The organism is Pseudomonas sp. R11-23-07 (genome assembly GCF_003852295.1).
Classification (GTDB): domain Bacteria; phylum Pseudomonadota; class Gammaproteobacteria; order Pseudomonadales; family Pseudomonadaceae; genus Aquipseudomonas.
The window spans coordinates 3482761-3508544 of sequence record NZ_CP027761.1 but is presented as its reverse complement, the minus strand read 5'-3'; the positions used below and the strand labels follow the sequence as shown (position 1 = coordinate 3508544).

21 protein-coding genes are annotated in these 25784 nt (G+C 63.7%); 10 read left to right on the top strand and 11 right to left on the bottom strand.

The features are described 5' to 3' along the window. Positions 1 to 113 precede the first annotated feature (113 nt). The 3 genes from C4J84_RS15980 to C4J84_RS15970 form a co-directional block, all read right to left on the bottom strand. On the bottom strand, positions 114 to 1631 hold the full coding sequence (locus C4J84_RS15980) for a glycosyltransferase family 39 protein (RefSeq protein ID WP_124371197.1): 1518 nt from the start codon (positions 1629 to 1631) through the stop codon (positions 114 to 116). Between the two features lie 21 nt (positions 1632 to 1652). Then, a complete protein-coding gene (arnT, locus tag C4J84_RS15975) occupies positions 1653 to 3308 on the bottom strand; it encodes a lipid IV(A) 4-amino-4-deoxy-L-arabinosyltransferase (protein ID WP_124371196.1) in 1656 nt (551 codons plus the stop codon). A 187-nt stretch (positions 3309 to 3495) separates the two neighbouring features. Further along, complete coding sequence (locus tag C4J84_RS15970; protein WP_177412778.1) at positions 3496 to 4173, bottom strand: histidine phosphatase family protein; 678 nt, start codon at positions 4171 to 4173, stop codon at positions 3496 to 3498. Positions 4174 to 4453: 280 nt separating this feature from the next. Here C4J84_RS15970 and C4J84_RS15965 point away from each other — a divergent pair, with 280 nt between their 5' ends. The 10 genes from C4J84_RS15965 to C4J84_RS15920 all read left to right on the top strand — a co-directional run bounded on the left by C4J84_RS15965 (position 4454) and on the right by C4J84_RS15920 (position 17693). After that, complete coding sequence (locus C4J84_RS15965) at positions 4454 to 5122, top strand: ABC transporter ATP-binding protein (RefSeq protein ID WP_124371195.1); 669 nt, start codon at positions 4454 to 4456, stop codon at positions 5120 to 5122. 1 nt (position 5123) lies between these two features. Further along, positions 5124 to 7586: an FtsX-like permease family protein gene (locus C4J84_RS15960; protein WP_124371194.1), complete on the top strand. Its 2463-nt coding sequence runs from the start codon at positions 5124 to 5126 to the stop codon at positions 7584 to 7586. Continuing rightward, positions 7576 to 8640, top strand: coding sequence for a lipocalin-like domain-containing protein (locus tag C4J84_RS15955; protein WP_124435713.1), 1065 nt, complete (start codon positions 7576 to 7578; stop codon positions 8638 to 8640). Before C4J84_RS15960 ends, C4J84_RS15955 begins: the two co-directional genes overlap by 11 nt. 149 nt (positions 8641 to 8789) lie before the next feature. Further along, on the top strand, positions 8790 to 10232 hold the full coding sequence (locus C4J84_RS15950) for a hypothetical protein (protein WP_124435712.1): 1443 nt from the start codon (positions 8790 to 8792) through the stop codon (positions 10230 to 10232). Between the two features lie 333 nt (positions 10233 to 10565). Beyond that, entirely contained in the window at positions 10566 to 11489 is a 924-nt protein-coding gene (locus C4J84_RS15945; RefSeq protein ID WP_124435711.1) for a substrate-binding domain-containing protein, read from the top strand. A gap of 63 nt (positions 11490 to 11552) precedes the next feature. Further along, the gene (locus tag C4J84_RS15940; protein WP_124371190.1) at positions 11553 to 13061 is read left to right on the top strand and encodes a sugar ABC transporter ATP-binding protein; all 1509 of its coding nucleotides are present in this window, start codon (positions 11553 to 11555) and stop codon (positions 13059 to 13061) included. After that, a complete protein-coding gene (locus tag C4J84_RS15935) occupies positions 13027 to 14019 on the top strand; it encodes an ABC transporter permease (protein ID WP_124363446.1) in 993 nt (330 codons plus the stop codon). Before C4J84_RS15940 ends, C4J84_RS15935 begins: the two co-directional genes overlap by 35 nt. Positions 14020 to 14045: 26 nt before the next feature. After that, positions 14046 to 15125 (top strand): alcohol dehydrogenase catalytic domain-containing protein, encoded by a 1080-nt coding sequence (locus C4J84_RS15930; RefSeq protein WP_124435710.1) that lies wholly within the window; start codon positions 14046 to 14048, stop codon positions 15123 to 15125. 2 nt (positions 15126 to 15127) lie between these two features. Beyond that, the gene (locus tag C4J84_RS15925; protein ID WP_124435709.1) at positions 15128 to 16660 is read left to right on the top strand and encodes an FGGY-family carbohydrate kinase; all 1533 of its coding nucleotides are present in this window, start codon (positions 15128 to 15130) and stop codon (positions 16658 to 16660) included. A gap of 307 nt (positions 16661 to 16967) precedes the next feature. Next, entirely contained in the window at positions 16968 to 17693 is a 726-nt protein-coding gene (locus C4J84_RS15920; RefSeq protein WP_124367547.1) for an SDR family oxidoreductase, read from the top strand. On the opposite strand, the gene C4J84_RS15915 is transcribed toward C4J84_RS15920, so the two are convergent. The 8 genes from C4J84_RS15915 to C4J84_RS15880 all read right to left on the bottom strand — a co-directional run bounded on the left by C4J84_RS15915 (position 17690) and on the right by C4J84_RS15880 (position 25761). Then, positions 17690 to 18694, bottom strand: coding sequence for a LacI family DNA-binding transcriptional regulator (locus C4J84_RS15915; protein WP_124363442.1), 1005 nt, complete (start codon positions 18692 to 18694; stop codon positions 17690 to 17692). The genes C4J84_RS15920 and C4J84_RS15915 overlap by 4 nt on opposite strands. 58 nt (positions 18695 to 18752) lie before the next feature. After that, on the bottom strand, positions 18753 to 19616 hold the full coding sequence (locus C4J84_RS15910) for a LysR family transcriptional regulator (protein WP_124367546.1): 864 nt from the start codon (positions 19614 to 19616) through the stop codon (positions 18753 to 18755). A 146-nt stretch (positions 19617 to 19762) separates the two neighbouring features. Next, the gene (locus C4J84_RS15905) at positions 19763 to 21169 is read right to left on the bottom strand and encodes an amidase (RefSeq protein WP_124371186.1); all 1407 of its coding nucleotides are present in this window, start codon (positions 21167 to 21169) and stop codon (positions 19763 to 19765) included. Next, complete coding sequence (locus tag C4J84_RS15900; RefSeq protein WP_124367544.1) at positions 21166 to 22434, bottom strand: Zn-dependent hydrolase; 1269 nt, start codon at positions 22432 to 22434, stop codon at positions 21166 to 21168. Before C4J84_RS15900 ends, C4J84_RS15905 begins: the two co-directional genes overlap by 4 nt. A 13-nt stretch (positions 22435 to 22447) precedes the next feature. Then, positions 22448 to 23143, bottom strand: a complete 696-nt coding sequence (locus C4J84_RS15895) for an ABC transporter ATP-binding protein (RefSeq protein ID WP_124367543.1) — start codon at positions 23141 to 23143, stop codon at positions 22448 to 22450. After that, positions 23143 to 23892 (bottom strand): ABC transporter ATP-binding protein, encoded by a 750-nt coding sequence (locus tag C4J84_RS15890; protein ID WP_124367542.1) that lies wholly within the window; start codon positions 23890 to 23892, stop codon positions 23143 to 23145. Before C4J84_RS15890 ends, C4J84_RS15895 begins: the two co-directional genes overlap by 1 nt. Then, positions 23889 to 24899, bottom strand: coding sequence for a branched-chain amino acid ABC transporter permease (locus tag C4J84_RS15885; protein WP_124435708.1), 1011 nt, complete (start codon positions 24897 to 24899; stop codon positions 23889 to 23891). Before C4J84_RS15885 ends, C4J84_RS15890 begins: the two co-directional genes overlap by 4 nt. A 1-nt stretch (position 24900) precedes the next feature. Further along, complete coding sequence (locus tag C4J84_RS15880; RefSeq protein ID WP_124363435.1) at positions 24901 to 25761, bottom strand: branched-chain amino acid ABC transporter permease; 861 nt, start codon at positions 25759 to 25761, stop codon at positions 24901 to 24903. Positions 25762 to 25784: the final 23 nt, after the last annotated feature.

The following is a 25784-nucleotide window of genomic DNA, read 5'->3' as shown; positions in this document are numbered from 1 at the left end:
GGGAGCTTGCTCCCGCTGGGGCGCGAAGCGGCCCGGTCTTTGTTAAACATGACGAAACGCCAGCTATTGTGTGACCCAACAGTGGCCGTGCTCGCTTATGCATTGCCCGCGTCTCAATGCCCTTCGGGAACAAACGCCACGCTCCCCCCCGACCGCTTCTGAAACAACCGCTCCCCATTATCCGGTTGCGTCGTGACCACCTGATGATCCGCCCCCAGAAACGCCAGCGGCGCGGGATCTTCCCTGGAGTACTGCGCGACGATAATCGTGTGCTGCGGGTCGAACCCCTGGCCGCTGGTTTTTTCCAGCCAGGCCATGAACGCGGCGCTGTCGCCCTGGCGCGGGAAGTCCTGGGTTTCGTTCACGTAGTAGAACGGTTTGCCGCCGTTCTGCAGGTACATGGGTAACTTGTTGTCGACTTCCACTAGTACCAGTTGCCATTGGTTCCACGGCGCGCTCTTCACCGCCTGGGCTTGGACGTCCTCGGCGAAGCGGGTCACGCCGCCGTTGCCGGTGGTCCAGGGATAGATCACGCCCAGCACCAACAGCAGCAGGCCGGCGGCGATGCCGAAGCTTTTTTGCCAGCGCGGCCAACGGGCCGGGTGTTGGCGCAGGTGCTCGCTCAGCCACCAGGCGGCGAGTAACTGTGCGAAGGGCACCAGGGGCAGTACGTAGTAACTGCGTCGGCTGCCGCTGGCGGTGAAGAACACGAACAACAGGCCCAGGCTCCACACCAGCCAGCGTACGTTGTGCGGCGTGCGGTGCCAGTGGCGCAGGGCGAGCCACGCGCCGAGCATCCAGCATGGCGCCCACGGCAGGGTGTAGACCGGCAGGTAGATCAGGTAGGTGTAGATCGGGCCCATATGGTCGAAGGGGTCGAAGAAGCGCACGACGTTTTCGCGAAACACCAATTCCAGGCCGCTCTCGCCGTAGGTGGGGGCGCCGTAGAGGTGGGACAGTCCGAAGGGAATGGCGTAGAACGCGCCGGCGATGAGCAGGGCCAGTACCAGCCGCAGGTTGAGGTGGCGTTTGTAGCGGTGTTCGCTGAGCAGGTGTGGCAACAGCGCGAGCCCCGGCAGCACAAACCCGATCAGGCCCTTGAACAGCGATGTGGCTGCCAGCAGCAGGAAGAATACGGTATAGCGGCCCAGCCGGGTGTCATCCGGCCCGCGCCAGTACCACCAGACCGCCGCCAGTACGCCGCACACGGTCAACACATCGGCCGTGGCCACGCGGGCCCAGAACAGGAAGTAGAAGGTGGTGGCCAGCATCCAGCCGGCAATCAGCCCGGTGCCTTTGCGAAACAGCTGTTCGCCGATCAGGTACACCAGCCAGATGCTCAGCCAGGCGGCGATCACCGAGGACAGGCGCAGTGACCACGGGCCAAGGCCACCCATCAAGTTGGCGAAGCCGGTGATCAACCAGTAGGAGGGCAGGGGTTTGTCGTAATAGGGCGTGCCCTTCAGGTACGGATCGAAGTAGTCACCGCTTTGCAGCATCTGCAGGGCGATATTCGCCCAGCGCGTCTCCGGCCCCCACAATTCGCGACTGCCCAGGCCCAGCAGCAGGAGCAAGGCCGAGACACCCAGCAGTAAAGCCAGGGCGCCGCGTTCGGTTTTCCATAAGCGCATGGGCTCTTTCCTGTGAGTCGATCAAGGTTGTTGGGGGTAAATCGTCAGCACCAGGTCGCCCTTGCGGTAGCGCTTGCCACCGGGCGGCAGTTGGCCTTCCTCAAGGTGTTCGCTGGTGCTCATGACGCGCATCAGCACGCCGACCGAACCTTGGCGGCGGGCCTCGGTCAGCCAGGACTGAACGCTGTCCAGGGTGACCTTGCGCGGCTGCGAATCCGGGTAGTCCAGGCCGTAGCGCAGTTCGCCCGCGGTGTTGTAGAACGCCACGTCCGGCCGGCGCAGGCGCCACGCCAGGGCCGACGCCGAGCCCAGTTCATTGCTCAGCAAAGCATGGGTGTGTTGCAGTTCATCCAGATGTTCAAGCACGAACTGGTCGGGCATTTCGTTCGCCGCGATGGTGTGCGGCATGCCCGCCGGCAGCAGCGCCACCAGCAGGCCGATACCCAGGGCCGGCGTCGCCCATAAGCTCAACGGGCGCATCGCTTGCAGCAGATTGGCCAGGATCCAGCCGAGCAGCACGATAAAGGTCAGGGACAGGCTGAACATCTCGGCGTGGCTGTTGCTGTAGATCGGGTTGGCGATCTGCAGGTAAATCAGCGTGACCATGGCCGCCATGCCGAGGATGAAGTTGAGCGCGCCGTTGATGAAGATCGCACGGGGCTTGTGTTGGTTGATCAGGTCGATCAAAGCATGGCCCATCAGCAGCGCCAAAGGTAACAGGCACGGCATGATGTAGGTCGGCAGCTTGCCGCTGCTCAGGCTGAAAAAACCCAGGGGCAGCAACAGCCACAAGGCGAGAAAGGCAATGGCGGGCTGGCGCTTGTCTTTCCAGGCCTTGAGCAGGGTGACGGGCAACAGGGCTGACCAGGGCAGGCATGCCACCACCATGATCGGCAGGAAAAACCAGAACGGCCGCGCATGCTGCGCCGTGTCCGAGGCGAAGCGGCGGATGTGTTCATGCCAGAAGAAGAAGCGCCAGTAATCCGGTTCCTGCACATGAATCGCCAACGCCCACGGCAAGCAGACCAGCACCGCGACCAGGATCGCCAAAGGCCCGTACCGCAGCAACTCGCCGACGCGTCGCTGCCACATCAGGTACGGCACGGCGATCAGCACCGGCAGCAGCCACGCCAGAAAGCCCTTGGTCATGAAGCCCACGCCGCAGGCCAGCCCCAGTAAGGCCCAGGCACCCAGGCGACCGCGTGGGGTGGCGCTGTCGAGCGCAAACCAAAGCGCGACCAGGCTCAGGTTGACCCAGAAGGTGAATTGCGGATCGAGGTTGGAATAGCCCGCTTGCCCGGCTACCAGGCCGAAGCTCATGTACAGCAGAGCGCAGGCGAAGCTTTTACGCGGCTCGTTCCACAGGCGGCGGGCAATCACGTAGGCCAACAGCACGCTCAACGCCGTGGTCAGGACAGAGGCGATACGCACGCCGAACAGGTTCTCGCCAAACACCGCCTGGCCCAGAGCGATCAGCCAATAACCCGCAGCTGGCTTCTCGAAATAACGCACGCCCATGAAGTGCGGCGCCACCCAGTTGCCGCTCATCAACATTTCCTGGCTGACCTGGGCATAGCGGGTTTCATCCGGGATCCATAAGCCGTGCAAACCCAACGGCAGCACGAAGAAAATGACCAGGCCAAGCAAGAACACCGGCAAGGGCTGCAATCGGCTCATGACCGTGTCACGCCATGGCGTTCAGTCGTGCGTGCGAAGTTTGAACAGTTAAAGACGTCAGGCATTAAGAGGGTCACTAATTCATTGGGAAGTTAGGGCGTCCTGAACTAACAGGCGCACTTAAAATGCCAGACGCAGGCTGTCGTCTTGCTGAACGCACTACTGGGCAATATGTAAAAAAGTGTATTTAAAGTTGCTTCAGCGCGGCGGCCCACTCCTGGATTTTCATCGTGCCGATTGCTTTGAGTGTGCTGTTGGGCAATACCTGTACGAAGAGTGCGCTGCCATACTCGGCGGCTTGCGCATGGGGGTAGCCGAGTGCCTCCTGGAAATCACTCATGCAGGCGCTATGGGTGATCAGCATCAGGTTGCGGTCCGCCTGTTTATGGCTGAGGATTTCTTCGCCCATGGCATTACCGCAGATGGCGAGGGGGCCAGGGGACAGCTCGGTCTTGCCGAACATGAACAGCGACGTCTGCGCAGTACGCGTGGTGGGGCTGCTGAGCACGTCGGTGCGCTCCATGCCCAGTGTCTCAAAGGCTATGCCCAGGTCGGCCGCGCGTTGCGTGCCATTGACCGTCAGGCCGTCGGCCGGACCGTAGCAGGGGTTGTGCGAGCGGTCGCAGCGCTCTTCGTGGCGCACCAGCACGACCAGGTCGCCGTTGCGCCAGCTGGCGAGCACCCCGGAGGTGACCAGGCGGTTGCCGATGCCCAGATCTTCCGGTGACCGTGGCCAGAATACAAAACCGGTCAAGAGCAGTGCGAACACAATGATACTTGCTACTGGCACGCGGAATTTCTTCAGGCGCTTTAACCTCGCCCGTGGGGGTTTGGTCAGGGTGATGTCTGCCACGTTGTTCACCATGGACACGAATGAATGTTTTGTTGTTAAAAGACAGACGCAACTAATACGGCAGATGCCCTTAGTGGAGCAAAAGCCTGTCATAGGGCTGCTGTCTTTTAGCTGAACATATGGATATTAAGAAACACTGCTTTGGGCAACTTTGAAGTGTCCGGTTAATGAGGCGTGGGTGGGAATTTAAAGTGTCTGGGGTGGGCGCGCGGTGAAATCAATGTGAAAAAATTGCGTAGAAACGCGCGGCAGCCGTTATTCTCGTTTGCAGTCCTTAACCCGAGTGTTGGTGATGTTGCAGGTAGAAGGTGTTGTTAAACATTACGCGACCCCTCAAGGCCCGCTGGCCGTTCTGGCAGGCGTCGATCTGCACCTGGGGGCGCGCAGCAGCCTCGCGCTGATGGGCGAGTCGGGCAGTGGCAAAAGCACGTTGCTGCACCTGGTGGCCGGGCTCGACCGCGTGGATGGCGGCAGCATCCTGATCGGCGGCCAGCGCCTCGATCGCCTTAACGAAGGGCAGTTGGCCCATTGGCGACGCACCGAAATCGGCCTGGTGTTCCAGCAGTTCAATCTGATCGGCAGTTTGCGCGTCGAGGACAACCTGGCGTTCCAGGCGCGCCTGGCCGGGCGTTTCGATCCGCTGTGGCAGGCGCAGTTGGTGGAGCGCCTGGGGCTGGGCGACCTGCTCAAGCGTTACCCGGAGCAGCTCTCCGGCGGCCAGCAACAGCGGGTGGCTGTGGGGCGCGCACTGGCGTCGCGCCCCGGCCTGCTCTTGGCCGACGAGCCCACTGGCAACCTCGACGAAACTACCAGCGACGAGGTGCTGCAACTGCTGCTCGACCTGCTGCGCGACAGCCCCACCAGCCTGTTGATGGTCACTCACAGCCCGCGTCTCGCCGCGCGCCTGGATCGGCAGGTGGTGCTGCACCACGGCCGCGTCGTGCCGATGGACCCGCGCTGAGATGGCGGTGTTCCATTGGGCGCTGCGGGCGCTGTTGAGCCATTGGCGGCGCCACCCCGTGCAGTTTTTCAGCGTGCTGACCGGCCTGTGGCTGGCCACCGCGTTATTGACCGGGGTGCAGGCCCTCAACAGCCAGGCGCGCGACGGCTATGCGCGCGCCAGCCAGTTGATCGGCGGCGCACCGCAAGCCAGCTTGAGCGCGCCGGACGGTGCCGGCTTCCCACAGGCGTTGTTCGCCGAGCTGCGCCGCGCTGGCTGGCCGGTGTCACCGGTGGTGCAGGGGCGAATAGTGCTCAAAGGGCATGAAGAACAGCGCCTGCAATTGATGGGCATCGAGCCGGTGTCGTTGCCCGGTAGCGGCAGCGTGGCGGGGCAACGCTTGAGCCAGGCACAGATGCTGGCATTTTTCGAGGCGCCGGGGCGCACCTGGATTGCCGCGCAAACCTTGCAGGCCCTTGGCTTGCGCCCAGGCGAACAACCACTGACGGCTAACGGGCAACGCCTGCCGCCGCTGCAGGTGCAGCCGGACATGGCCCCCGGCATGTTGCTCACCGACATCGGCTTTGCCCAGCCCTTGCTCGACATGCATGGACGGCTGTCGCGCCTGCTCCTGGACAACCGCTTCGCCGCCGGCCATCCCACGCCGCCCGCCGGGCTGCAACTCAAACAGGGCGACGACAATAACCTCTCGCGCCTCACCGAAAGCTTTCACCTGAACCTCGACGCCTTGGGCTTTCTGTCCTTTGTGGTGGGGCTGTTTATCGTGCACGCGGCCATCGGCCTGGCCCTGGAGCAACGCCGGGGCCTGCTGCGCACCCTGCGCGCCTGCGGGGTCAGCGCACGCATGCTGATCCTGAGCCTGGGCGTTGAGCTGGGGTTCCTCGCCTTGCTCGGCGGCGTGCTCGGTGTGGCCAGCGGTTACCTGCTCGCCAGCCTGTTGCTGCCGGATGTCGCGGCCAGCCTGCGCGGCCTGTACGGTGCCGAAGTCGCCGGCCAACTGAGCTTGAGCCCGTGGTGGTGGCTGGCCGGTTTGGGCTTGAGCCTGCTCGGTGCGTTGCTCGCCGGGGCCAGCAGCCTGTGGCGTGCGGCACGCTTGCCGCTGCTGGCGCTGGCCAACGCCCAGGCCTGGCATGAGGCCCATGGGCGTTGGTTGCGACGCCAGGGCTGGGTGGCGGCCGCGGCCCTGCTCATCGCCTTGCTGGCGCTGGTCTGGGGCAACAGCCTGGCCGCCGGGTTCGTACTGATGGCAGCCTTGCTGCTGGGCGCCGCACTTGGCTTGCCGGTTCTGCTCAATGTGCTGTTGAAGGGTGTGCTGGGGCGCAGCCGTTCGGTGCTGGGCCAGTGGTTCCTGGCCGATTGCCGCCAGCAACTGCCGGCCTTGAGCCTGGCATTGATGGCGTTGCTGTTGGCCCTGGCGGCGAACATCGGTGCAGGCTCGATGACCTCGGGTTTTCGCAGCACGTTCAACAATTGGCTGGAACAGCGCCTTACCGCCGAGCTGTACCTCAACCCGCAAAATCCGGCCCAGGCGCAGCACCTGCAGGCGTGGCTGGCGCAACAACCGCTGGTGCGTGCGGTACTGCCCAGCTGGCAGGTCGCGGTGCAACTGCAAGGCTGGCCGGCGGAGGTGTTTGGCGTGGTCGACGACCCCACCTATCGCCAGCACTGGCCGTTGCTGGAGGCAGCGAGTACGCCCTGGGACCGCTTGCTGCAGGACGACAGCGTGATGCTCAGCGAGCAATTGGCGCGGCGCTTGAACGTCCGGCTGGGCGACACGGTACAAGTCCCCACGCCCCAAGGCCTATGGGCGCCGGAAATCGTCGGAATCTACGCCGATTACGGCAACCCCAAGGGCCATCTGCTGGTCAACGCCAAGCACTTGTTGGCGCATTGGCCGAGCCTGTCACCGGTGCGTTTCAACTTGCGCGTGGCGCCCCAGGACGTGCAGCCGCTGATACATGAAGTGCAGCGTGAATTCGCCCTGGAAGACAGCCGCATCGTCGATCAACAACAACTCAAGGGCTGGTCCAGCCAGGTCTTCGAACGCACCTTCGCCGCCACCGCCGCGTTGAACAGCCTGACCCTTGGCGTGGCCGGTGTGGCGCTGTTCATCAGCCTGCTGACCCAGAGTCAGAGCCGCCTCGGCCAACTCGCGCCGCTGTGGGCATTGGGGGTGACGCGGCGCCAACTGATGCTGCTCAACCTCGGCCAGACCTGGCTGCTGGCGGTACTCACCCTGGTGCTGGCGTTGCCGTTGGGGCTGCTGCTGGCGTGGTGCCTGGATGCGGTGATCAACGTACAAGCCTTTGGCTGGCGCCTGCCGTTGCAGGTGTTCCCGTGGCAGCTGGCGCAATTGATGGGGCTGGCGATGCTTGCGACCTTGCTCGCCTCGGCCTGGCCGTTGTGGCAGCTGTATCGCAGCCGCCCGGCGGATTTGTTGAGGACCTTTGCCCATGAAGATTAAAGCGTTGGGGTGGGCGGTGTTGCTGCTGCTGAGCGCCTGCGACCAGGCGCCGGCGCCCCAGGAGAGCTTTGCTGGCCTGGGCAGCGACGCGGCAGACTTCGTCCAAGTGGTGCCCGGCAAAGTCTTCAGCTTCCCCGAGGACCACGGCCCCCATCCGGGCTTTCGCATTGAATGGTGGTACGTCACCGCCAACCTCAAGGACGCCCAGGGCAATGCCTTCGGCGTGCAATGGACGCTGTTTCGCAATGCCGTGAAAGCGGGGCCGACACAAGCGGGCTGGCGCGACCCCACGATCTGGCTCGGCCATGCCGCCGTCACCTCCGCCACCCGGCACTCCGCCGCCGAGCGCTTCGCCCGGGGTGGCGTCGGCCAGGCCGGGGCGCAGGCGCAGCCCTTCAACGCCTGGATCGACGACTGGACCTTCGCCACCCGCGCCGGCGCCGCCAACCCGTTGGCCGCCATGCAACTCAAGGCCCGTGGCGCGCAGTTCGCCTACGACCTGCAGCTGACCTCCAGCCGCCCGCTGGTGCTGCAGGGCGACAACGGCTACAGCCGCAAATCCGACCAGGGCCAGGCGTCCTACTACTACAGCCAGCCGTTCTTCAACGCCAACGGCAGCCTCAGCATCGACGGCCAGACCTACCAAGTCAGCGGCCCTGCCTGGCTCGACCGTGAATGGAGCAGCCAGCCACTGGCCGCGAACCAGACCGGCTGGGACTGGTTCTCCCTGCACCTGGACCGAGGCGAACACCTGATGCTGTTTCGCGTGCGGCAGAAGGACGGTGGCGGCTACCTCACCGGCACCTGGATCGATGCGCAAGGCCGTACCGAGACCTTGCACAACGCCGATATCCAACTGGCGCCGCTGACCAGCACCCAGATCGACGGGCGCAGTATCCCCACGCGCTGGTCGCTGAAAATTCCCGGCAAACACCTGGATATCACTACCGAAGCCGTCAACCCGAAAGCGTGGATGAACCTGGGGATTCCCTACTGGGAAGGGCCGGTGAAGTTCGACGGTGGAGTAGGGTATTTGGAGATGACCGGGTACTAGGATTTTTCATCGGGCTTGCTCCGACATGTCCGACAAAAAATTCAGAAAATACTGTACATATAAACAGTGCTGTCCTACAGTCCATCCCAGGTGACCGGATGTCACCGCTCACCTGAGCTTCAATTTTTTAACTATGGATGGATAAAAAAATGAAATCGAAAAAAGCCCTTATGCTAAGTGCTGCCGTGATGGCCTCCTGCTTCGTCTCGGCCTTCTCCCTCGCTGATCAAGCGCCTCGGACACTCAGTGCCGAAGCGGTCAAGCAGGCCGCGAACAAAGCGCTCAAGTCCGGCGGCAAGCTGGACGCCTCGCAGGTCTCGCCGCAACTCAAAAAGAAACTGTCGGTGGCCAAGTCCGGCCAATCCAAGGCAGTGACCAAAGCCCCCAAGTCCGCGCCGTTCGACAGCGTGGTCGGTGAGCTGAAGAAACCGGCGCAAAGCGAGCTGAAAAACGCGGCGGTTGCAGCGTTTGAGCCGCTGTTCCCAACCCTGGATATCAACACGCTCTACACCGTCGATGGAGTGCAGGCCGGTAACGAATTTGCCTACCACTTCAACCTGCCGCAGAACGCGCGGGTGCAGGTGCAACTGGTCAACCAGAGCGCAGGCGCGGATATGGCGCTGACCCTGTTTCAGGACGACGGCCAGGGCAATCTGAGTGTGGTAGGGACTTCGGATGCCGCGGGCAATGCCGATGAATACCTCAACGGCGTACTGCCGGCCGGTGATTATTACTGGTACATGGTGGCTAATGTCGCCGATAACGCGCAGTTCAGTTTCGGCGTGGCGGTGGACAGCAACGTCGACGCGTTTGAGCCCAACGACAGCGCGCAAACCGCGTTCGTCTTGCCGGACTCGATGAACAAGCTCAGCGGTAACCTCGACAATGCCGGCGACGTGGATTATTTCGACTTCAAGGCGGTCCGTGGCCAAAGCGTGAGCATGTACCTGGCGGGCGACGAGAACGGCAGCCGTGAGCAGTGGATCTTCGATCGCTTCGATGGTGCCAATTGGATCACCGTGCCGGCGGGTTCCACCTCGACCTACCCGAGCGTCGCGCCGGGCACTACGGTGAAGGTGCGTGTGCGGGCCAACCCGGCGGTGGCGCAGGACCCAAGCAAGTATTACCAGTTGAGCCTGGGTTCCACGCCGAGCCTGAAGACGTTTGATGTGAAGGGTGACAACATCGTGCGGGTGCCGGTCAGCGAGGCTCCGCTGGCCACCCAAACCGCACGGCAATTGAATTGGTCCACCCAGTGGTCTGACTCCACCGGCGCGCCGTTGCTGGGCGTCACCCCGGTGCTGCGCGTGGACAACCACTTCGTTGACCTGAACTTCCACTGGGTCGACTACCCGGCGACCACCAACAGCGCCGGTGCGTCCACGGCCACGGCCAATATCGGCACCTGCTTCGGTGATTACACCACGGTGATCAACGACAGCAGCACCGGTGTGCCGTACCGGTGGAGAACCACCTACAACGAGGGTGGCTGGCGCATCGAACTGGCCGAGTTCCCCGGCGTGGGCGTCGGCGGTGATAGCAAGCCATACGTCAGCCTGGGGCATATCTGCACCCAGACCATCATCCCTTGACAGCGTGATGTGAAACAGAAGGGGCAGCCTCCAGAGGCTGTCCCTTTTTTTGCTTCGTGTGTATAGATCGTTCCCACGCTCCCGCGTGGGAATGCAGCCCGTGACGCTCTGCGTCACCTGTGCGCGGTAGCCGAAACGTGCAGCGGTTGGCGCGACGCGGAGCGTCGCAGAAGGCATTCCCACGCAGAGCGTGGGAACGATCAGCTCCCTCCCACATTTGAATCAAGACTGATCAACGGCCCCTTGCGCGGGCCTCATTTACTTGCTAGCTTCTCGCAAAATGTTAACGATAACATTTGCTCTAAAAATAAAAACAAAACAGAGACCCACGCCATGAAAATGCTCCCGAAAACCCTGTGTTTACTGGCTGCCAGCATCACCCTGGGCAGCGTTTCCGCCGTTTTTGCCGACGTCGCCAAACCGATCCGCATCGGCGCTTCGTTCCAGGAAATCAACAATCCTTATTTCGTCACCATGAAAAACGCCCTGGAAGAAGCTGGCGCGAGCATTGGTGCGACACTGATCATCACCGACGCCCGCCATGACGTGTCCAAGCAAGTCAGCGATGTCGAAGACATGCTGCAAAAAGGCATCGATATCCTGCTGATCAACCCGACCGACTCGGTGGGCGTGCAATCGGCGGTCAAGTCCGCCCATGCCGCCGGTGTGGTCGTGGTGGCGGTGGACGCCCAGGCCGATGGCCCGCTGGATTCCTTCGTCGGCTCGAAAAACTACGACGCCGGTTTCCAGGCCTGCGAATACCTGGCCAAAAATATCGGTGACAAAGGCAACATCGCCATCCTCGACGGCATCGCCGTGGTGCCGATCCTGGAACGTGTGCGCGGTTGCAAGGAGGCGGCGGCCAAGCACCCGCAGATCAAGATTGTCAGCATCCAGAACGGCAAGCAGGAACGTGACCAGGCGCTGACCGTCACCGAAAACATGTTGCAGGCCCAGCCCACCCTCAAGGGCATTTTCAGCGTGAACGACAATGGCTCCCTCGGTGCGCTGTCGGCCATCGAAGCCAGCGGCCTGGATGTGAAGCTGGTCAGCGTCGACGGCGCGCCGGAAGCGATCAAGGCGATCCAGAAACCCGGCAGCAAGTTCATCGCCACCTCGGCCCAATACCCCCGCGACCAGATCCGCCTTGCCTTGGGCATTGCCCTGGCCCGGAAGTGGGGCGCGCAAGTGCCCGCCACGCTGCCGGTGGACATCACCTTGATCGACCAGGCCAAGGCCAAGGACTTCAGCTGGTAAATCGCCCGCGCCCCACGCCCGCCGTGGGGCTCGGGTTGTCCTTCTGAATGCGAGGTCGGCGGTATGAGCAGTCTTCTGAAGCTGGAAAACATCTGTAAGCGTTACCCGGGGGTGCAAGCCCTCACGTCCATCAACCTGCAAGTGGAGCGCGGCGAAATCCACGCGTTGCTCGGGGAAAATGGCGCGGGCAAATCCACCCTGATGAAAATCCTCGGCGGTGTCGAGCATCAGGACGAAGGGCAGATCCTGATCGACGGCCAGGCCCGGCAATTTGCGACCTACCGGGACGCGATTGCCGCCGGCATCGGCATCGTGTTCCAGGAGTTCAGCCTGATTCCCTACCTCACGGCCGTGGAAAACATCTTTCTCGGCCATGAGCTGAGCAACCGCTTCGGCCTGTTGCGCAAGCGCGACATGCGTGAGGCCTGCGAAGCGCTGTTCAAGCGCCTGGGTGTGTCGATCAACCTTGATTGCGCGGTCAAGCACCTGAGCGTGGCCGAGCAGCAGTTTGTCGAAATCGCCAAGGCCCTGGCCCTGGACGCGCGCTTGCTGGTGCTCGATGAGCCCACCGCGACGCTGACCCCCAGCGAAGCCGAGCTGCTGTTCGAGATCATGCGCGAGCTCAAGCGCCAGGGCGTGGCGGTGATCTTTATCTCGCACCATCTGGAGGAGATTTTCCAGGTGTGCGACCGCATCAGCGTGCTGCGCGACGGCGCTAACGTGGGCGTCACCGATGTGGCCGACAGCGACATCGACCGCTTGGTCGAAATGATGGTCGGCCGCCGCCTGGCCTGCAGTTTCCCGCCCAAGCCCACCACTGCACGCGGGCCTTTGCTGCTGGAGGTCAAGGACATCCAGCTGGTGCGCAACGGCCCGCACAACCGCTTCAACCTGCACCAGGGTGAGATCCTCGGCTTTGCCGGCCTCGTCGGTTCGGGCCGTACCGAGCTGGCCCTGGGCATGATGGGCGCGCTGCCCTCGGTGAGCAAAGACGTATGGCTGCGCGGCGCAAAGGTCAGCCTCGACGACCCGGCCCAGGCACTTGCCCATGGCATCGGCCTGCTGCCGGAGAGCCGCAAGAGCGAAGGGCTGATCACTGACTTCAGCATTCGCGAAAATATCTCGCTGAATAACCTGCCCAAATACCAGAACGCCACGGGCCTGATCGACAAGGCCAGGGAATGCGCCAGCGTCGAAGCCCTGATGCGCCAGCTGTCGATCAAGGCGCCCAGCGCGGAAAGCCGAGTGTTCAACCTCAGCGGCGGCAACCAGCAGAAAGTCGTGATCGCCCGCTGGATCAACCACCACTGCGACGTGCTGGTGTTCGACGAACCCACCCGTGGCATCGATGTGGGGGCCAAGGCGCAGATCTACGCGCTGATGCGCAGCCTGACCGAACAGGGCTACGCGATCATCATGATTTCCTCCGAACTGCCGGAAGTCATCGGCATGTGCGACCGCGTCGCGGTGTTCCACAAGGGCGCGATCGTCAAGGTGCTGGAAGCGTCCGCCGTCAATCCTCAAGAGGTCATGCGCCATGCAACAGGGGGCTCCAGTGAATACGTCCATTAACCTTGCAGGCAGCGGCCGGTTGCGCCTGAACCTGGCGCGGCTGCTGCGCTCGCCGGCGTTTTATCCCTTCGTCGGGCTGGTGGTGGTGACCCTGGTGATGATCCTGGCCAGCGACACCTTTCTCACCGCCAGCAACCTGTCGAACATCGCCCGCCAGGTGTCGATCAACGCGATTATCGCGGTGGGCATGACCTGCGTGATTCTCACCGGCGGCATCGATCTGTCGGTGGGGCCGGTGATGGCGTTGTCCGGCACGCTCACGGCCGGCTTGATGGTCGCGGGTGTGCCGCCGGGCCTGGCCATCGGCGCCGGGATGCTGGTGGGTGTGGCGTTCGGCATCGGCAACGGCCTGTTCGTGGCCTACCTGCATATGCCGCCGATCATCGTGACCCTGGCGACCATGGGCATCGCCCGTGGGTTCGGGCTGATGTACACCGACGGCTACCCGATTTCCGGGCTGCCGGAGTGGTTCGCCTTCTTCGGCCGCGCCAGCGTGTGGGGCATCCAGGTGCCGATCCTGATCATGCTGCTCACCTACCTGGCGGCTTATGTGCTGCTGCAGCACACACGCATCGGTCGCTACATCTACGCCATCGGCGGCAATGAAGAGGCGGTGCGCTTGTCCGGGGTGCGGGCGGCGCGCTTCAAGTTGCTGGTGTACGGCATCAGCGGCCTCACCGCCGCGATTGCCGGGCTGGTGCTGACGTCGCGCTTGATGAGCGGCCAGCCGAATGCCGGCGTGTCGTTCGAGCTGGACGCGATTGCCGCCGTGGTACTGGGCGGTGCATCAATTGCCGGAGGGCGTGGGGTGATCGTCGGCACGTTGCTGGGCGCGATGCTGCTCGGCGTTTTGAACAACGGCCTGAACATGCTTGGCGTCTCGCCTTACGTGCAGAGCGTGATCAAGGGCGCAATCATTTTGCTGGCGATCTTTATCAGCCGTCAGCGCCATCGATAAACACTGATCAACACAGGACGAACACCATGGACAAGCACACCGAGATGCAAGCCGTCGTCTGCCACGGCCCCAAAGACTACCGCCTGGAGCGCATCGGCAAACCCCAGGCGCGCGCCAATGAACTGGTGATCCGTATCGCCGCGTGCGGTATCTGCGCCAGCGACTGCAAGTGCCATTCCGGCGCGGCGATGTTCTGGGGCGGCGACAACCCCTGGGTCAAGGCGCCGGTGGTGCCGGGCCACGAGTTTTTTGGCTATGTGGTGGAGGCGGGCGAGGGCGCCGAGGAACACTTCGAAGTGGCGGTGGGTGACAAGGTGATCGCCGAGCAGATCGTGCCGTGCGCCAAGTGCCGTTTCTGCAAGTCGGGCAAATACTGGATGTGCGAAGTGCACAACATCTTCGGCTTCCAGCGTGAAGTCGCCGAGGGCGGCATGGCGCAGTACATGCGCATTCCCAAGACCGCCATCGTGCACCGGATTCCCGAGTCGGTGTCCCTGGAAGACTCGGCGCTGGTCGAGCCGATGGCCTGCTCGATCCACACGGTCAACCGTGGCGATATCCAGCTCGATGACGTGGTGGTGATTGCCGGCGCCGGTACCCTGGGCCTGTGCATGGTGCAGGTGGCGGCGCTGAAGACGCCGAAAAAACTGGTGGTGATCGACATGGTCGACGAGCGCCTGGCGTTGGCGAAGAAGTTCGGTGCCGATGTGGTGATCAATCCGTCCCGCGACAACGCCCGCGAGATCATCAACGGCCTTACTGATAAATACGGCTGCGACGTGTACATCGAGACCACCGGCGTACCGGCCGGCGTCACCCAGGGCCTGGACCTGATCCGCAAGCTCGGGCGTTTCGTCGAGTTCAGCGTGTTCGGCGCCGAGACCAGCGTGGACTGGTCGATCATCGGCGACCGCAAGGAGCTGGACGTGCGCGGCGCCCACCTCGGCCCGTATTGCTACCCGATCGCCATCGACCTGTTCGAGCGCGGCCTGGTCACCTCCCAGGGCATCGTGACCCATGACTTCCCGCTGGATGACTTTGCCGAAGCCTTCGAGCTGGCCAATTCCACGAAGTCGATCAAGGTCTTGTTGAAGCCGGTGCTCTGACCATGGACTACGTGATCGGGGTCGACATCGGAACCCAGAGCACCAAGGCGCTGCTGGTGGATGCCCACGGCACGCTCATCGCCCAGCACAGCCAGGGGTATCGCGTGGATACCCCGAAAGTGCGCTGGGCCGAACAATGGCCGCAGGTCTGGTTGGCGGCGGTCGAGGCGTGCGTGGCGCAGTGCATGGTCAAGGCCGGTGTGGAGCAGGCGCAGGTCAAGGCGCTGTGCATCAGCAGCCTGTATGGCGGTTCGGGGATTGCGGTGGATGCGCAGATCACCCCGTTGCACCCGTGCCTGATCTGGATGGACCGGCGCGCTGGCGAGCAGGTGCAGTGGGTGCGTGAGCACATGGACCTGGAGCGGCTGTTCGCGATCACCGGGAATTCGGTGGACAGTTACTACGGCTTCACCAAGATGCTCTGGCTCAAGCAGTATCGGCCTGAGGTGTGGGCCAAAACGCGCTACCTGCTGCCGCCCAACAGCTACATCAACTGGTGCCTGACTGGCGCGCTGGCGGTGGACCACAGCAGCGCCGGCAATATCGGCGGTGTCTACGATGTGGCTGCGCGCAGTTGGTCGGGCGAGATGCTCGACGCGCTGGGCATCGCGCAATCGATGATGCCCGAGCGGTTGGTGTATTCCGGTGAAGTGGTGGGCGGTCTGCTGGAAGACTGGGCCGACCGCCTGGGCTTGCAGGCAGGCACGCCGGTGCTCGCCGGTGGCGTGGATGCGGCCATGGCGACCCTGGCCGCAGGCGTCACCCAACCGGGCAACCATGTGGCGATGATCGGCACCAGCATGTGTTGGGGATACCTCAACCAGCAGGTCGACGCGCACCACGGGTTGGTGAGCATGCCCCATGTCTATAACGGCCATCGCGACCTGTACATCTTCGGCGGCGCGATCACCGCCGGGGCGTCGGTCAGCTGGTTTCGCGAGCAGTTCTGCCAGGCCGAGGAGCAACGCGCCCAGGCCACCGGCCAGGACAGCCTCGCGCTGCTGGAACAGGGCGCGATGACGATCCCGGCGGGCAGCGAGGGCCTGTTGTTCCTGCCGTACCTGATGGGGGAGCGCAGCCCGGTATGGGATGACCGCGCCAGTGGCAGTTTTGTCGGGCTGAACCTGTATCACACGCGCCTGCACCTGTACCGCGCCGTGCTCGAAGGGGTGAGTTTTGCCCTGCGCCACAACATCGAAGCCGGCACCCAGGGCGCGCATTCCCTTGACCCGCGTTTGATCGTGGTGGGCGGTGCGAGCCATTCGGATCTGTGGATGCAGATCATCGCGGATGTGACGCGCTACCCGGTGTACACCATTGTCCAGGAAGTCGAAGCAGCGCTCGGGGCCGCATTGTTGGCGGCGCATACGGTGGGGATGGTCAGTGATGGGCAGATGGATAAGGGCTGGGTGCAGTTGACGCTGCGCGCACAGCCCAAGCGCGAGAACGTCGCGATCTACGACCAGGCGTTTTCCGAATATCTGAAGCTCTACCCAGCCCTGAAACCGATCATGCACAACCTGCAAGCTACCTGAGCCAACACCGCCCAAAAATGTGGGAGGGGGCTTGCTCCCGATAGCGGTGGGTCAGTCACAGCAGCAGTGGCTGACACACCCTCATCGGGAGCAAGCCCCCTCCCACAGGGGATCTTCGTTGTTTTCGGAATTTCATTTATGCAGGCCAGCTTTGCACCTCGGCCCCACCTGATTCAACACCATCCAAATGTGGGAGGGGGCTTGCCCCCGATGGCGGTGGGTCAGTCACAGCTGCATTGGCTGACACGCCCTCATCGGGAGCAAGCCCCCTCCCACAGGGGTTCTTCATTATTTTGGGAATTCATTTATGCAGGCCAGCTTTGACTTCACCCGTCACCGCATCCTCGTCACCGGCGCCAGCAGTGGCATCGGTCGCGAGATCGCCCGGCAGCTCATCCTCAGCGGCGCTGAAGTATTCGCCCTGGGCCGCGATGCTCAAGCTTTGGCCGAATTAGGCTGCCATACCCTGAGCCTGGATATCGCCGACAGCGCGGCCCTCGATAAAGCATTGCAAGACTTGCCGCCCCTGCACGGCCTGGTCAACTGCGCCGGCATTTCACGCCTGGAGCCCGCCGTTTCCATCAGCGCTGCGGCCTTCGACCAGGTGATGAACGTCAACGCCCGCGCCGCTGCGCAGGTGGCCAGCCGTGTCGCGGCGAGGATGATCGAGGCGAGCATCGCCGGCAGTATCGTCAACGTGTCCAGCCAGGCCTCGCTGGTGGCCTTGGATGATCACCTCGGCTACTGCGCCTCCAAGGCCGCGCTGGATGCGATCACCCGCGTGCAATGCGCTGAATGGGGCCGCTTCGGCATTCGCGTCAACAGCGTCAACCCCACCGTCACGCTCACGCCGATGGCGACCATGGCCTGGTCGGATCCGGCCAAGCGCGATCCGGCGCTGGCCGCGATTCCCCTCGGCCGGTTTGCGCAAACCGTGGAAGTGGCGTTGCCCGTGCTGTTCCTGCTCAGCGATGCCGCCAGCATGATCAGCGGCGTGAGCCTGCCCATCGATGGCGGCTATACCAGCCGCTAGCCGTTCTCCAGCTGCCCGGCGATAACCACCTTGTCCCGGGGTTTGTGCGGGTCTTGCAGGCGATCGAGCAGCAGGCGCACCGCGCTGCTGCCAGCCAGGGATGCGTCGTGGGCCACACAGGCGATGGGCACACCGAAAATGTCGGCGAAGGGCAGGCGGTCGATGCCGCAGATGGTCAGGCTGTCATGGGCGATGTTGTGCATGCGCAACGCGCGCAGGGCGCCGAGGGTGATCAACTGGTTGAAACCCATGATCGCGTCCGGCGCCGAGTGCGCGGCGAGGTAGTCGAGGGTGTGCAGGTAAGCCGGCATCAACGTGTAGTCCCCGGCCTGCACTTCGACCTGCACCTGGGGATGTTCGGCGAGCACTTCGCGCAGGCCCTTGAGGCGTTCCACGGTGATGCGCGAGTGCTCGGGGCCGGTCAGCACCAGCAGGCGCTCAAGGTTCGGGGTTTGGCGCAACAGATACTGCGCGGCCTGGATGCCGCTGTGGTAGTTGTCGAGCACCACGCGGCTGAATGGGCTGTCATGCAGCGTGCGGTCAAGCAGCACCACCGGTGTCTTGCCGTTGCCCAGGCGCTCGAGATAGTCGGGCTGGTAACTTGGCTCATCGGAGACCGGCGACAGGATGATCCCCGCCACGCGATACCCCAGCAGGGTATCGACGGCCTTGCTTTCCAGTTCTTCCAGCTCATCGGTGTCCACCAGCATGATGGTGTAGCCGTGTTTTTTCGCTTCGCGGGAAATCGCCTTGATCATCTCGCTGTAGAACGGGTTGTCTACGGATGCGGTGATCACACCGATGATCAGGCTCTCACTGCGCTTGAGCCCGCGCGCGAAGGCGTTGGGCACGTAGTCGAGCTCGCGCGCCACTTCCAGAATGCGCGCCAGGGTGGCGGGTTTGACCAGGTCAGGTTTGCTCAGCGCCCGGGACACGGTGATGGTGGTCATGCCCACCCGTTTGGCGATGTCGCTGATGGTGACGGACTTTTTCTTGTTCATCGGTAAGGCTGCGAGAGGAAACACCCGCAGGCTAGCATGGGCGCAGGGGCAGGGTGATTCAAATCAGCGGGTCCCAGCGTTGGGACCAGTCACCTTCGGCCTTGACCACCTCGCGCAACAGCGTCAACGCCTGCTGCAGCACCGCCGAGTCCCGGGCCCGCGAGTACACCAAATAGGTCGGGAAACTGAACTCCGGCGCCTTGGCCACGCGCTGCATCACGCCGCTGTCCAGGTAGCTCTGCACCACCCGCGTGCGGAAGTACCCGGCGCCGCCGTTCTCGAGGATGTACTGCAACGCCAGCGGCCCCAGGTTGAAACTCACCGCCGCGCGCGCCCGGTCGGGCAGGGCGGCGTCGTGCTGCTGGCGAAAGCCTGGGCCCCAATCGATATACACGTAGGGCTCGGGCTTGCTCGCCAGTTGCACCAGGATCAGTTTTTCTTCCAGCACCTGCTCCACCTGCAAGCCCGGCCAGTACTGCGGCTGGAACACCAGCGCGGCGTCGAGCACGCCCAGTTCCAACTGGCGCAACAGGTACTCGCCTTCACGCACTTCAGTGCGCAACGCGTGCCCCGGTATCCGCTCGCGCAGCGCCTTGGCCCAGCCGAGCATCAACGGGTTGCACAGGCTGACTTCGCCGCCGATATGCAGCACATTGCGATAGCCATCGGGCAACGGCAGGTCACGGCGTGCCGCTTCCCAGGTTTGCAGCAACTGGTTGGCGTACACCACGAAGGCCTCGCCATCGGCGGTCAGCCTGGCCCCGGCGCGATTGCGCACGAACAGCGTACTGCCCAACTGGTTTTCCAGGTTTTTCACCCGTGCGGTGATGGCGGTCTGGGTGACGTGCAGTTTCTCCGCCGCCGCGGCCAGGCTGCCGCAGCGGGTGATTTCGAGGAAGGTGCGTGCCAGTTCGATGTCCATGAAGCCCCCCGGAAATGAATGGAGGGCATTGTAGTGGAATGCGGTCAAAACTGTGGGAGGGGGCTTGCTCCCGATGGCGGTGGGTCAGCTAGGGATGTAGTGGCTGACACACCGCCATCGGGAGCAAGCCCCCTCCCACATTGGATCTACAGTGTTCCGGTGATTGGGGCTTGCAGGTGTTGGGTGGGGAATGCCTTGGCGTAGGCGTGGCACACCCTCAACACCTGCTCATCGGCAAACCGCGCGCCCACCACGTGCAACCCCACCGGCAGCCCATTCGCCGCCAGCCCGCACGGCACCGACGCGGCCGGTTGCTGGGTGAGGTTGAAGGGGTAGGTGAACGGCGTCCACTGCGTCCATTCCTCCAGGCCCGAACCCGGCGGGACGGTATGCCCGGCCTCGAACGCGGTGATCGGCATCATTGGTGACACCAGCACGTCGTAGTGCTCATGGAACGCCGCCATCCGCGCGACCAGCGCCGCACGGGCTTCCAGGGCCGCATTGAAATCATCCAGGCTCAAGCGTTCGCCTCGTTGCGCAATGCGCAGCAAACCGGGATCGAGCAGTTGCTTGTGTGCCTCGCTCATGCTGCGAGTCAGGCGCGCGGCGCCGGCGGCCCACAAGGTGCTGAACACCTCCAACGGGTCGCTGAAGCCGGGGTCGATCTGTTCGACATGGGCGCCCAACTGCACCAGGCCATCGACCGCTGCGGCGACCACCCTGGCCACCTGCGGGTCCACATCCACGTAACCAAAGGTGGGGCTGTAGGCGATGCGCAATCCCTTCAGGTCGTTACCTGGCGTCAGCCACGGCGTGGTCCTTGGCGCACCGATCAGCCCGTCCCGCACGTCCGGCTGCGCCACGGCCTGCAGCATCAGCACGCTGTCTTCCACGGTGCGCGTCATCGGGCCCAAGTGCGACAGGATCGTCATCGAGCTTGCCGGCCATTGCGGCACATAGCCAAAGGTCGGCTTGATGCCGAAGGTGCCGGTGAACGCACAGGGAATCCGGATCGAGCCGCCCGCGTCGCTGCCCTGGTGCAGCACGCCGAGGTTCAGCGCAGCCGCCGCCCCGGCGCCACCGGACGAACCGCCTGCCGTGGTGCGGGTGTCCCAGGGGTTGCGCGTGATGCCGTACAGCGGGTTGTCGGTGACGCCTTTCCAGCCGAACTCCGGGGTGGTGGTTTTGCCCAGCAGCACCGCGCCGGCCTTGCGCATGAAGGCGGTGAAGGGCGCATCGACGTCCCACGGCCCTTCGGCGGACGTGGTGCGCGAACCCTTGCGGGTGGGCATGCCCATCGTCAAGGTCAAATCCTTGATCGAGGCCGGCACGCCATCCAGCGCGCCGCAGGGCTGGCCTTTGAGCCAGCGTTGCTCGGCGGCGCGTGCCGCATTCAACGCACCTTGCGGGTCCACATGGCAGTAGGCATTCACCAGCGGGTTATAGCGCTCGATACGCAACAGCGCATCCTCGGTGACCTCCACCGGCGACAGGGTCTTGTCGCGAAAATGCTGCAGCAGTTGCACCGCCGTCAGTTGGCCTATTTCGCTCATGGCTGGGCTCCCTGTGCGGCATTGACCATGGCGCGCAGCAATACCGCGCAACCCGCCGCCAGGTCATCCGGCGCGGCGTTTTCGATTTCGTTATGGCTGATGCCGCCTTCACACGGCACAAAGATCATCCCGGCCGGGCCCAGTTCGGCGACGAAGATCGCGTCATGCCCGGCGCCGCTGACGATATCCATATGGCTCAAGCCCAAGGCCTTCGCGCCGTCGCGCACGGCGTTCACGCAGGTGGGGTTGAAGTCCAGGGGCGGGAAGTCGGCGGTGGGGGTCAGTTCGAACGTCAAGCCGTGCCGGGCGGCGCTGGCTTCGATCACGCCGCGCACTTCGTCGACCATGGCGTGCAACTTGTCCGCATGCAGGTGGCGCAGGTCGAGGGTCATGTGCACCTGGCCGGGAATCACATTGCGTGAGCCGGGGTGCAGGCTCAGGCAACCGACGGTGCCGCAGGCGTGAGGCTGCTGCTGATGGGCGATGCGGTTGACCGCGCTGACCACCTCGGCGGCTCCCACCAGGGCGTCCTTGCGCAGGTGCATCGGCGTCGGCCCGGCATGGGCTTCGACACCGGTAAGGGTGAGGTCGAACCATTTCTGGCCCAGGCAGCCCATCACCACGCCGATGGTGGTGGCCTGGTCCTCCAGCACCGGGCCCTGTTCGATATGCGCCTCGAAATACGCGCCCACCGGATGGCCCAGCACAGGGCGGGAGCCGGCATAACCGATGCGCTGCAACTCTGCGCCCACCGACAGGCCATGTTCGTCCTGTTTGTCGAGGGTGTCCTGCAGGTCGAACTTACCGGCGAATACCCCGGAGCCCATCATGCACGGCGGGAAGCGCGAGCCTTCTTCGTTGGTCCACACCACCACTTCGATGGGCGCTTCGGTTTCGATTTGCAGGTCGTTCAGGGTGCGGATCACTTCCAGGCCGGCCATTACCCCGTAGCAGCCATCGAACTTGCCGCCGGTGGGCTGGGTGTCGATGTGGCTGCCGGTCATCACCGGGGGCAGGGCGGGATTGCGCCCGGCGCGGCGGGCAAAGATATTGCCGATGGCATCCACGCTGACGCTGCACCCGGCGGCTTCGCACCACTGCACGAACAGGTCACGGGCCTGGCGGTCCAGGTCGGTCAGGGCCAGGCGGCACACGCCGCCTTTGGCCGTGGCGCCAAGCCGGGCCAGGTCCATCAAGGATTGCCACAGGCGGTCGCGATCGATCAGCGGGGCGTTGCTGGTTAGCGGTTGCGCAAAGCTGTTCATGGGCATTCTCCGGTCAGGCACTCAGGGCCAGGTAACGATTCTTGATGGTCGGGTCGGCGCGAAAATCTGCAGCGCTGCCTTCGTACACCACGCGGCCCTGTTCGAGTACGTAATGGCGGTCGGCGAGCTTGTCGCAGACCATCAGGTTCTGTTCCACCAGCAGCACGGGCAGGCCGTCGTCCTTGACCTTGCGCAGGATCTTCACCAGTTCGTCGACGATCACCGGGGCCAGGCCTTCGGTAGGTTCATCGAGGATCAGCAGCTTGGGATCGTTGAGCAGCGCGCGGGCAATGGCGAGCATCTGCTGCTCGCCGCCGGAGAGTGCATGGCCGGCGTTCTTGCGCCGCTCCTTGAGGCGCGGGAACATGCCGTACACATCCTCCAGCTGCCAGCGGCTGGTCTTGCGGGCGGCGATGCGCAGGTTTTCCTCGACGCTGAGCAGGCGGAAAATCCCACGGTTCTCCGGCACCAGCGCCAGTCCCTGGCGCGCGATTTGAAAAATCTTCTGGCCCACCAGCGCCTGCCCGTTGAAGTGAATCTGGCCCTGGCGCGGGCAGATGATGCCCAGGATGCTGCGCAATGTCGTGGTCTTGCCGGCGCCGTTACGGCCCAGCAGCGTCACCAGTTCGCCGGGGTTGACGGTCAATGACACGCCTTCGAGCACGTGGCTTTTGTCGTAGTAGGAATGGATATTCTCGACGATCAGCATCAGGCAGCCTCCCCAAGATAAGCACTGCGCACGCGTTCATCGGCGCGCACGAATTCCGGCGTGCCTTCCACCAGGATCTGCCCGTGGCTCATCACGGTGATGCGTTGGCTGATGGACATGACGATGCTCATGTTGTGTTCGATCAGCAGCACCGTGTGGTCGCGGCCCAGATCGCTGATCAGTTGGGTCATGATCGGAATGTCATCGATGCCCATGCCCGAGGTGGGCTCGTCGAGCATCAACAGTTTGGGCCTGGAGCAGATCGACATGCCCACTTCCAGCACCCGCTGCTGGCCGTGGGACAACTCGCCGGCCAGGGTGTCGGCACGGGCGGTGAGTTGCAGGCGCTCGAGCACCTGGTCGGCCATCTCCAGGTGTTCGCGTTTGCTGTCCACGCGGCGCCAGAAATTCAGGGCGCGCGCCCCGTCACGGCCCTGGGCGGCCAGGCGCAGGTTTTCGCGCACGCTGAGGTTCTGGAACAGGCTGGTGAGCTGGAACGAACGCGCCATGCCCAGGCCGACGCGGGCGTGGGCCGGTTTGCGCATCAGGTTCCTGCCGTCGAAGTGGATCGCACCGGCAGTGGCCTGGCGCTCACCGGTGAGGCAGTGGAACAGGCTGGTCTTGCCCGCGCCGTTGGGGCCGATGATGGTGTGGATGGTGCCGGCCTCGACCTTGAGGTTGACGCCATTGACTGCATGGAAGGCGCCGTAGGCCAGTTCCAGGTCTTGGGTTTGCAGCAGGATGCTCATAGCACTTCCTCCTTGGTGACGACGCCGGGCTTGCGACTGGCGCGTACTTTTTCGTACAGCGCGGCCAACCCGCCCCACAGACCGCCGCGCATGAAGATCACCACCAGGATCAGAATCACCCCCAGCAGCATCAGCCAGCGCGGCCACAGGTCCGACAGGAAATCCCCCAGCAGCACGATGGAACCGGCACCCAGCAACGAGCCGAACAGCGAGCCGGTGCCGCCGACGATGGTCATGATCAGGATGTTCTCGGACATCGCCAGGTCGATGTTCGACAGCGGCACAAAGTGCAGCAGCATCGCGTACAGCGCCCCGGCGATGCCGGTGACCGCGCCGGACAACACAAACACCAGGATCTTGAAGTGCCGCGTGTCGTAGCCGATGGCCGAGGCGCGGGTTTCGTTTTCGCGGATCGCCATCAAGGTGCTGCCGAACGGCGAGGCGATAACCCGGCGCGCGCCGATAAAAATCAGCAGGAACAGCGCGGCGACAAAGCCGTAGAAGGCGCGGGCGTCGGCCAGTGACAGCAGCACGCTGTCACCGATACGGATCTCCGGGCGCGGCACGCTGAGCAGGCCGTTGTCGCCGCCGGTCCAGTCGCTCAGGGTGTAGGCGACAAAGTAAGCCATCTGGCTGAACGCCAACGTGAGCATCACGAAGTAGATGCCGGTGCGGCGGATCGCCAGGGCGCCCACCAGCAACGCCAGGAAACCACCGACGACGGCAGCACCCAGCAACGCCGTGAACAGGCCCCATTGCAGGTGGATCATCAGCAACGCCGCGCAATACGCACCGGCACCAAAGAAAATGCCTTGGCCGAACGACAACAGCCCGGTGTAGCCCAGCAACAGGTTGCAGGCCAGGGCGGCCATGGCAAAGATCAGGATTTCGCTGGCCAGGGTCGCCGAAGGCAGTATCAACGGCAGGCCGATCAGCACCGCCACGACCCACAGCAACATGGCGCGCGATTGCGTCTTGGCAAACGGCAGGGGGGTTTTCTCGCTCATGTCAGGCTCTCCCGAACAGGCCGTAGGGGCGTACCAGAATCACCACGGCCATTGCGCCGTAGATCATCAGGCTCGCGCCCTGGGGCCAGAGTGTGGTCATCAGGCTTTGCACCACGCCCACCAGCAAACCGCCGACCAGCGCACCGCTGAACGAACCCATGCCGCCGATCACCACCACCACGAAGGCGATGCCGAGAATCTCCGGGCCCACGAACGGCTGCGCACCGCGCAACGGCGCGAACAGCACACCGGCCATGCCGGCCAGGCCAACGCCGAGGGCGAAGGTCATGGAGAACAGGCGGAAGATATTGGTGCCAAGCAGCGATACGGTTTCGGTGCTCTCACTGCCGGCGCGTACCAGTGCACCGAAGCGCGTGCGTTCCAGCAGCAGCCACAGGCCCAGGCCCACCACCGCGGAAAACACGATGAGGAACAGGCGGTAGTAGGGGTAGACGAAATCGCCCACCACCAGCACGCCCCGCAGCAGTTCCGGCACCGCGACGCTCTTGCCCACCGGGCCCCAGATCATCACGCTGGCTTCCTGGATGATCAACGCGATGCCCAGCGTTACCAGGATCTGGAACATATGCGGCAAGTGATAGATGCGCTGGATCAGCAGGCGCTCGATCACCCACGCCAGCGCGGCCACCACCAGCGGCGCGATCAGCAGCGCCAGCCAGAAGCTGCCGGTGAGGCTGACGGCGGTGTAGCAGATATAGGCGCCCAGCAGGAAGAACGCGCCGTGGGCGAAATTGACGAAGTTGAGCAGGCCGAAAATGATCGTCAGCCCGACCGCGATCAGGAAGTAGATCATTCCCAACCCGAGGCCGTTGAGTATCTGGAACAGGTAAAGATTAAGCATGCGCAAGCCCTCAGCAGGATGCC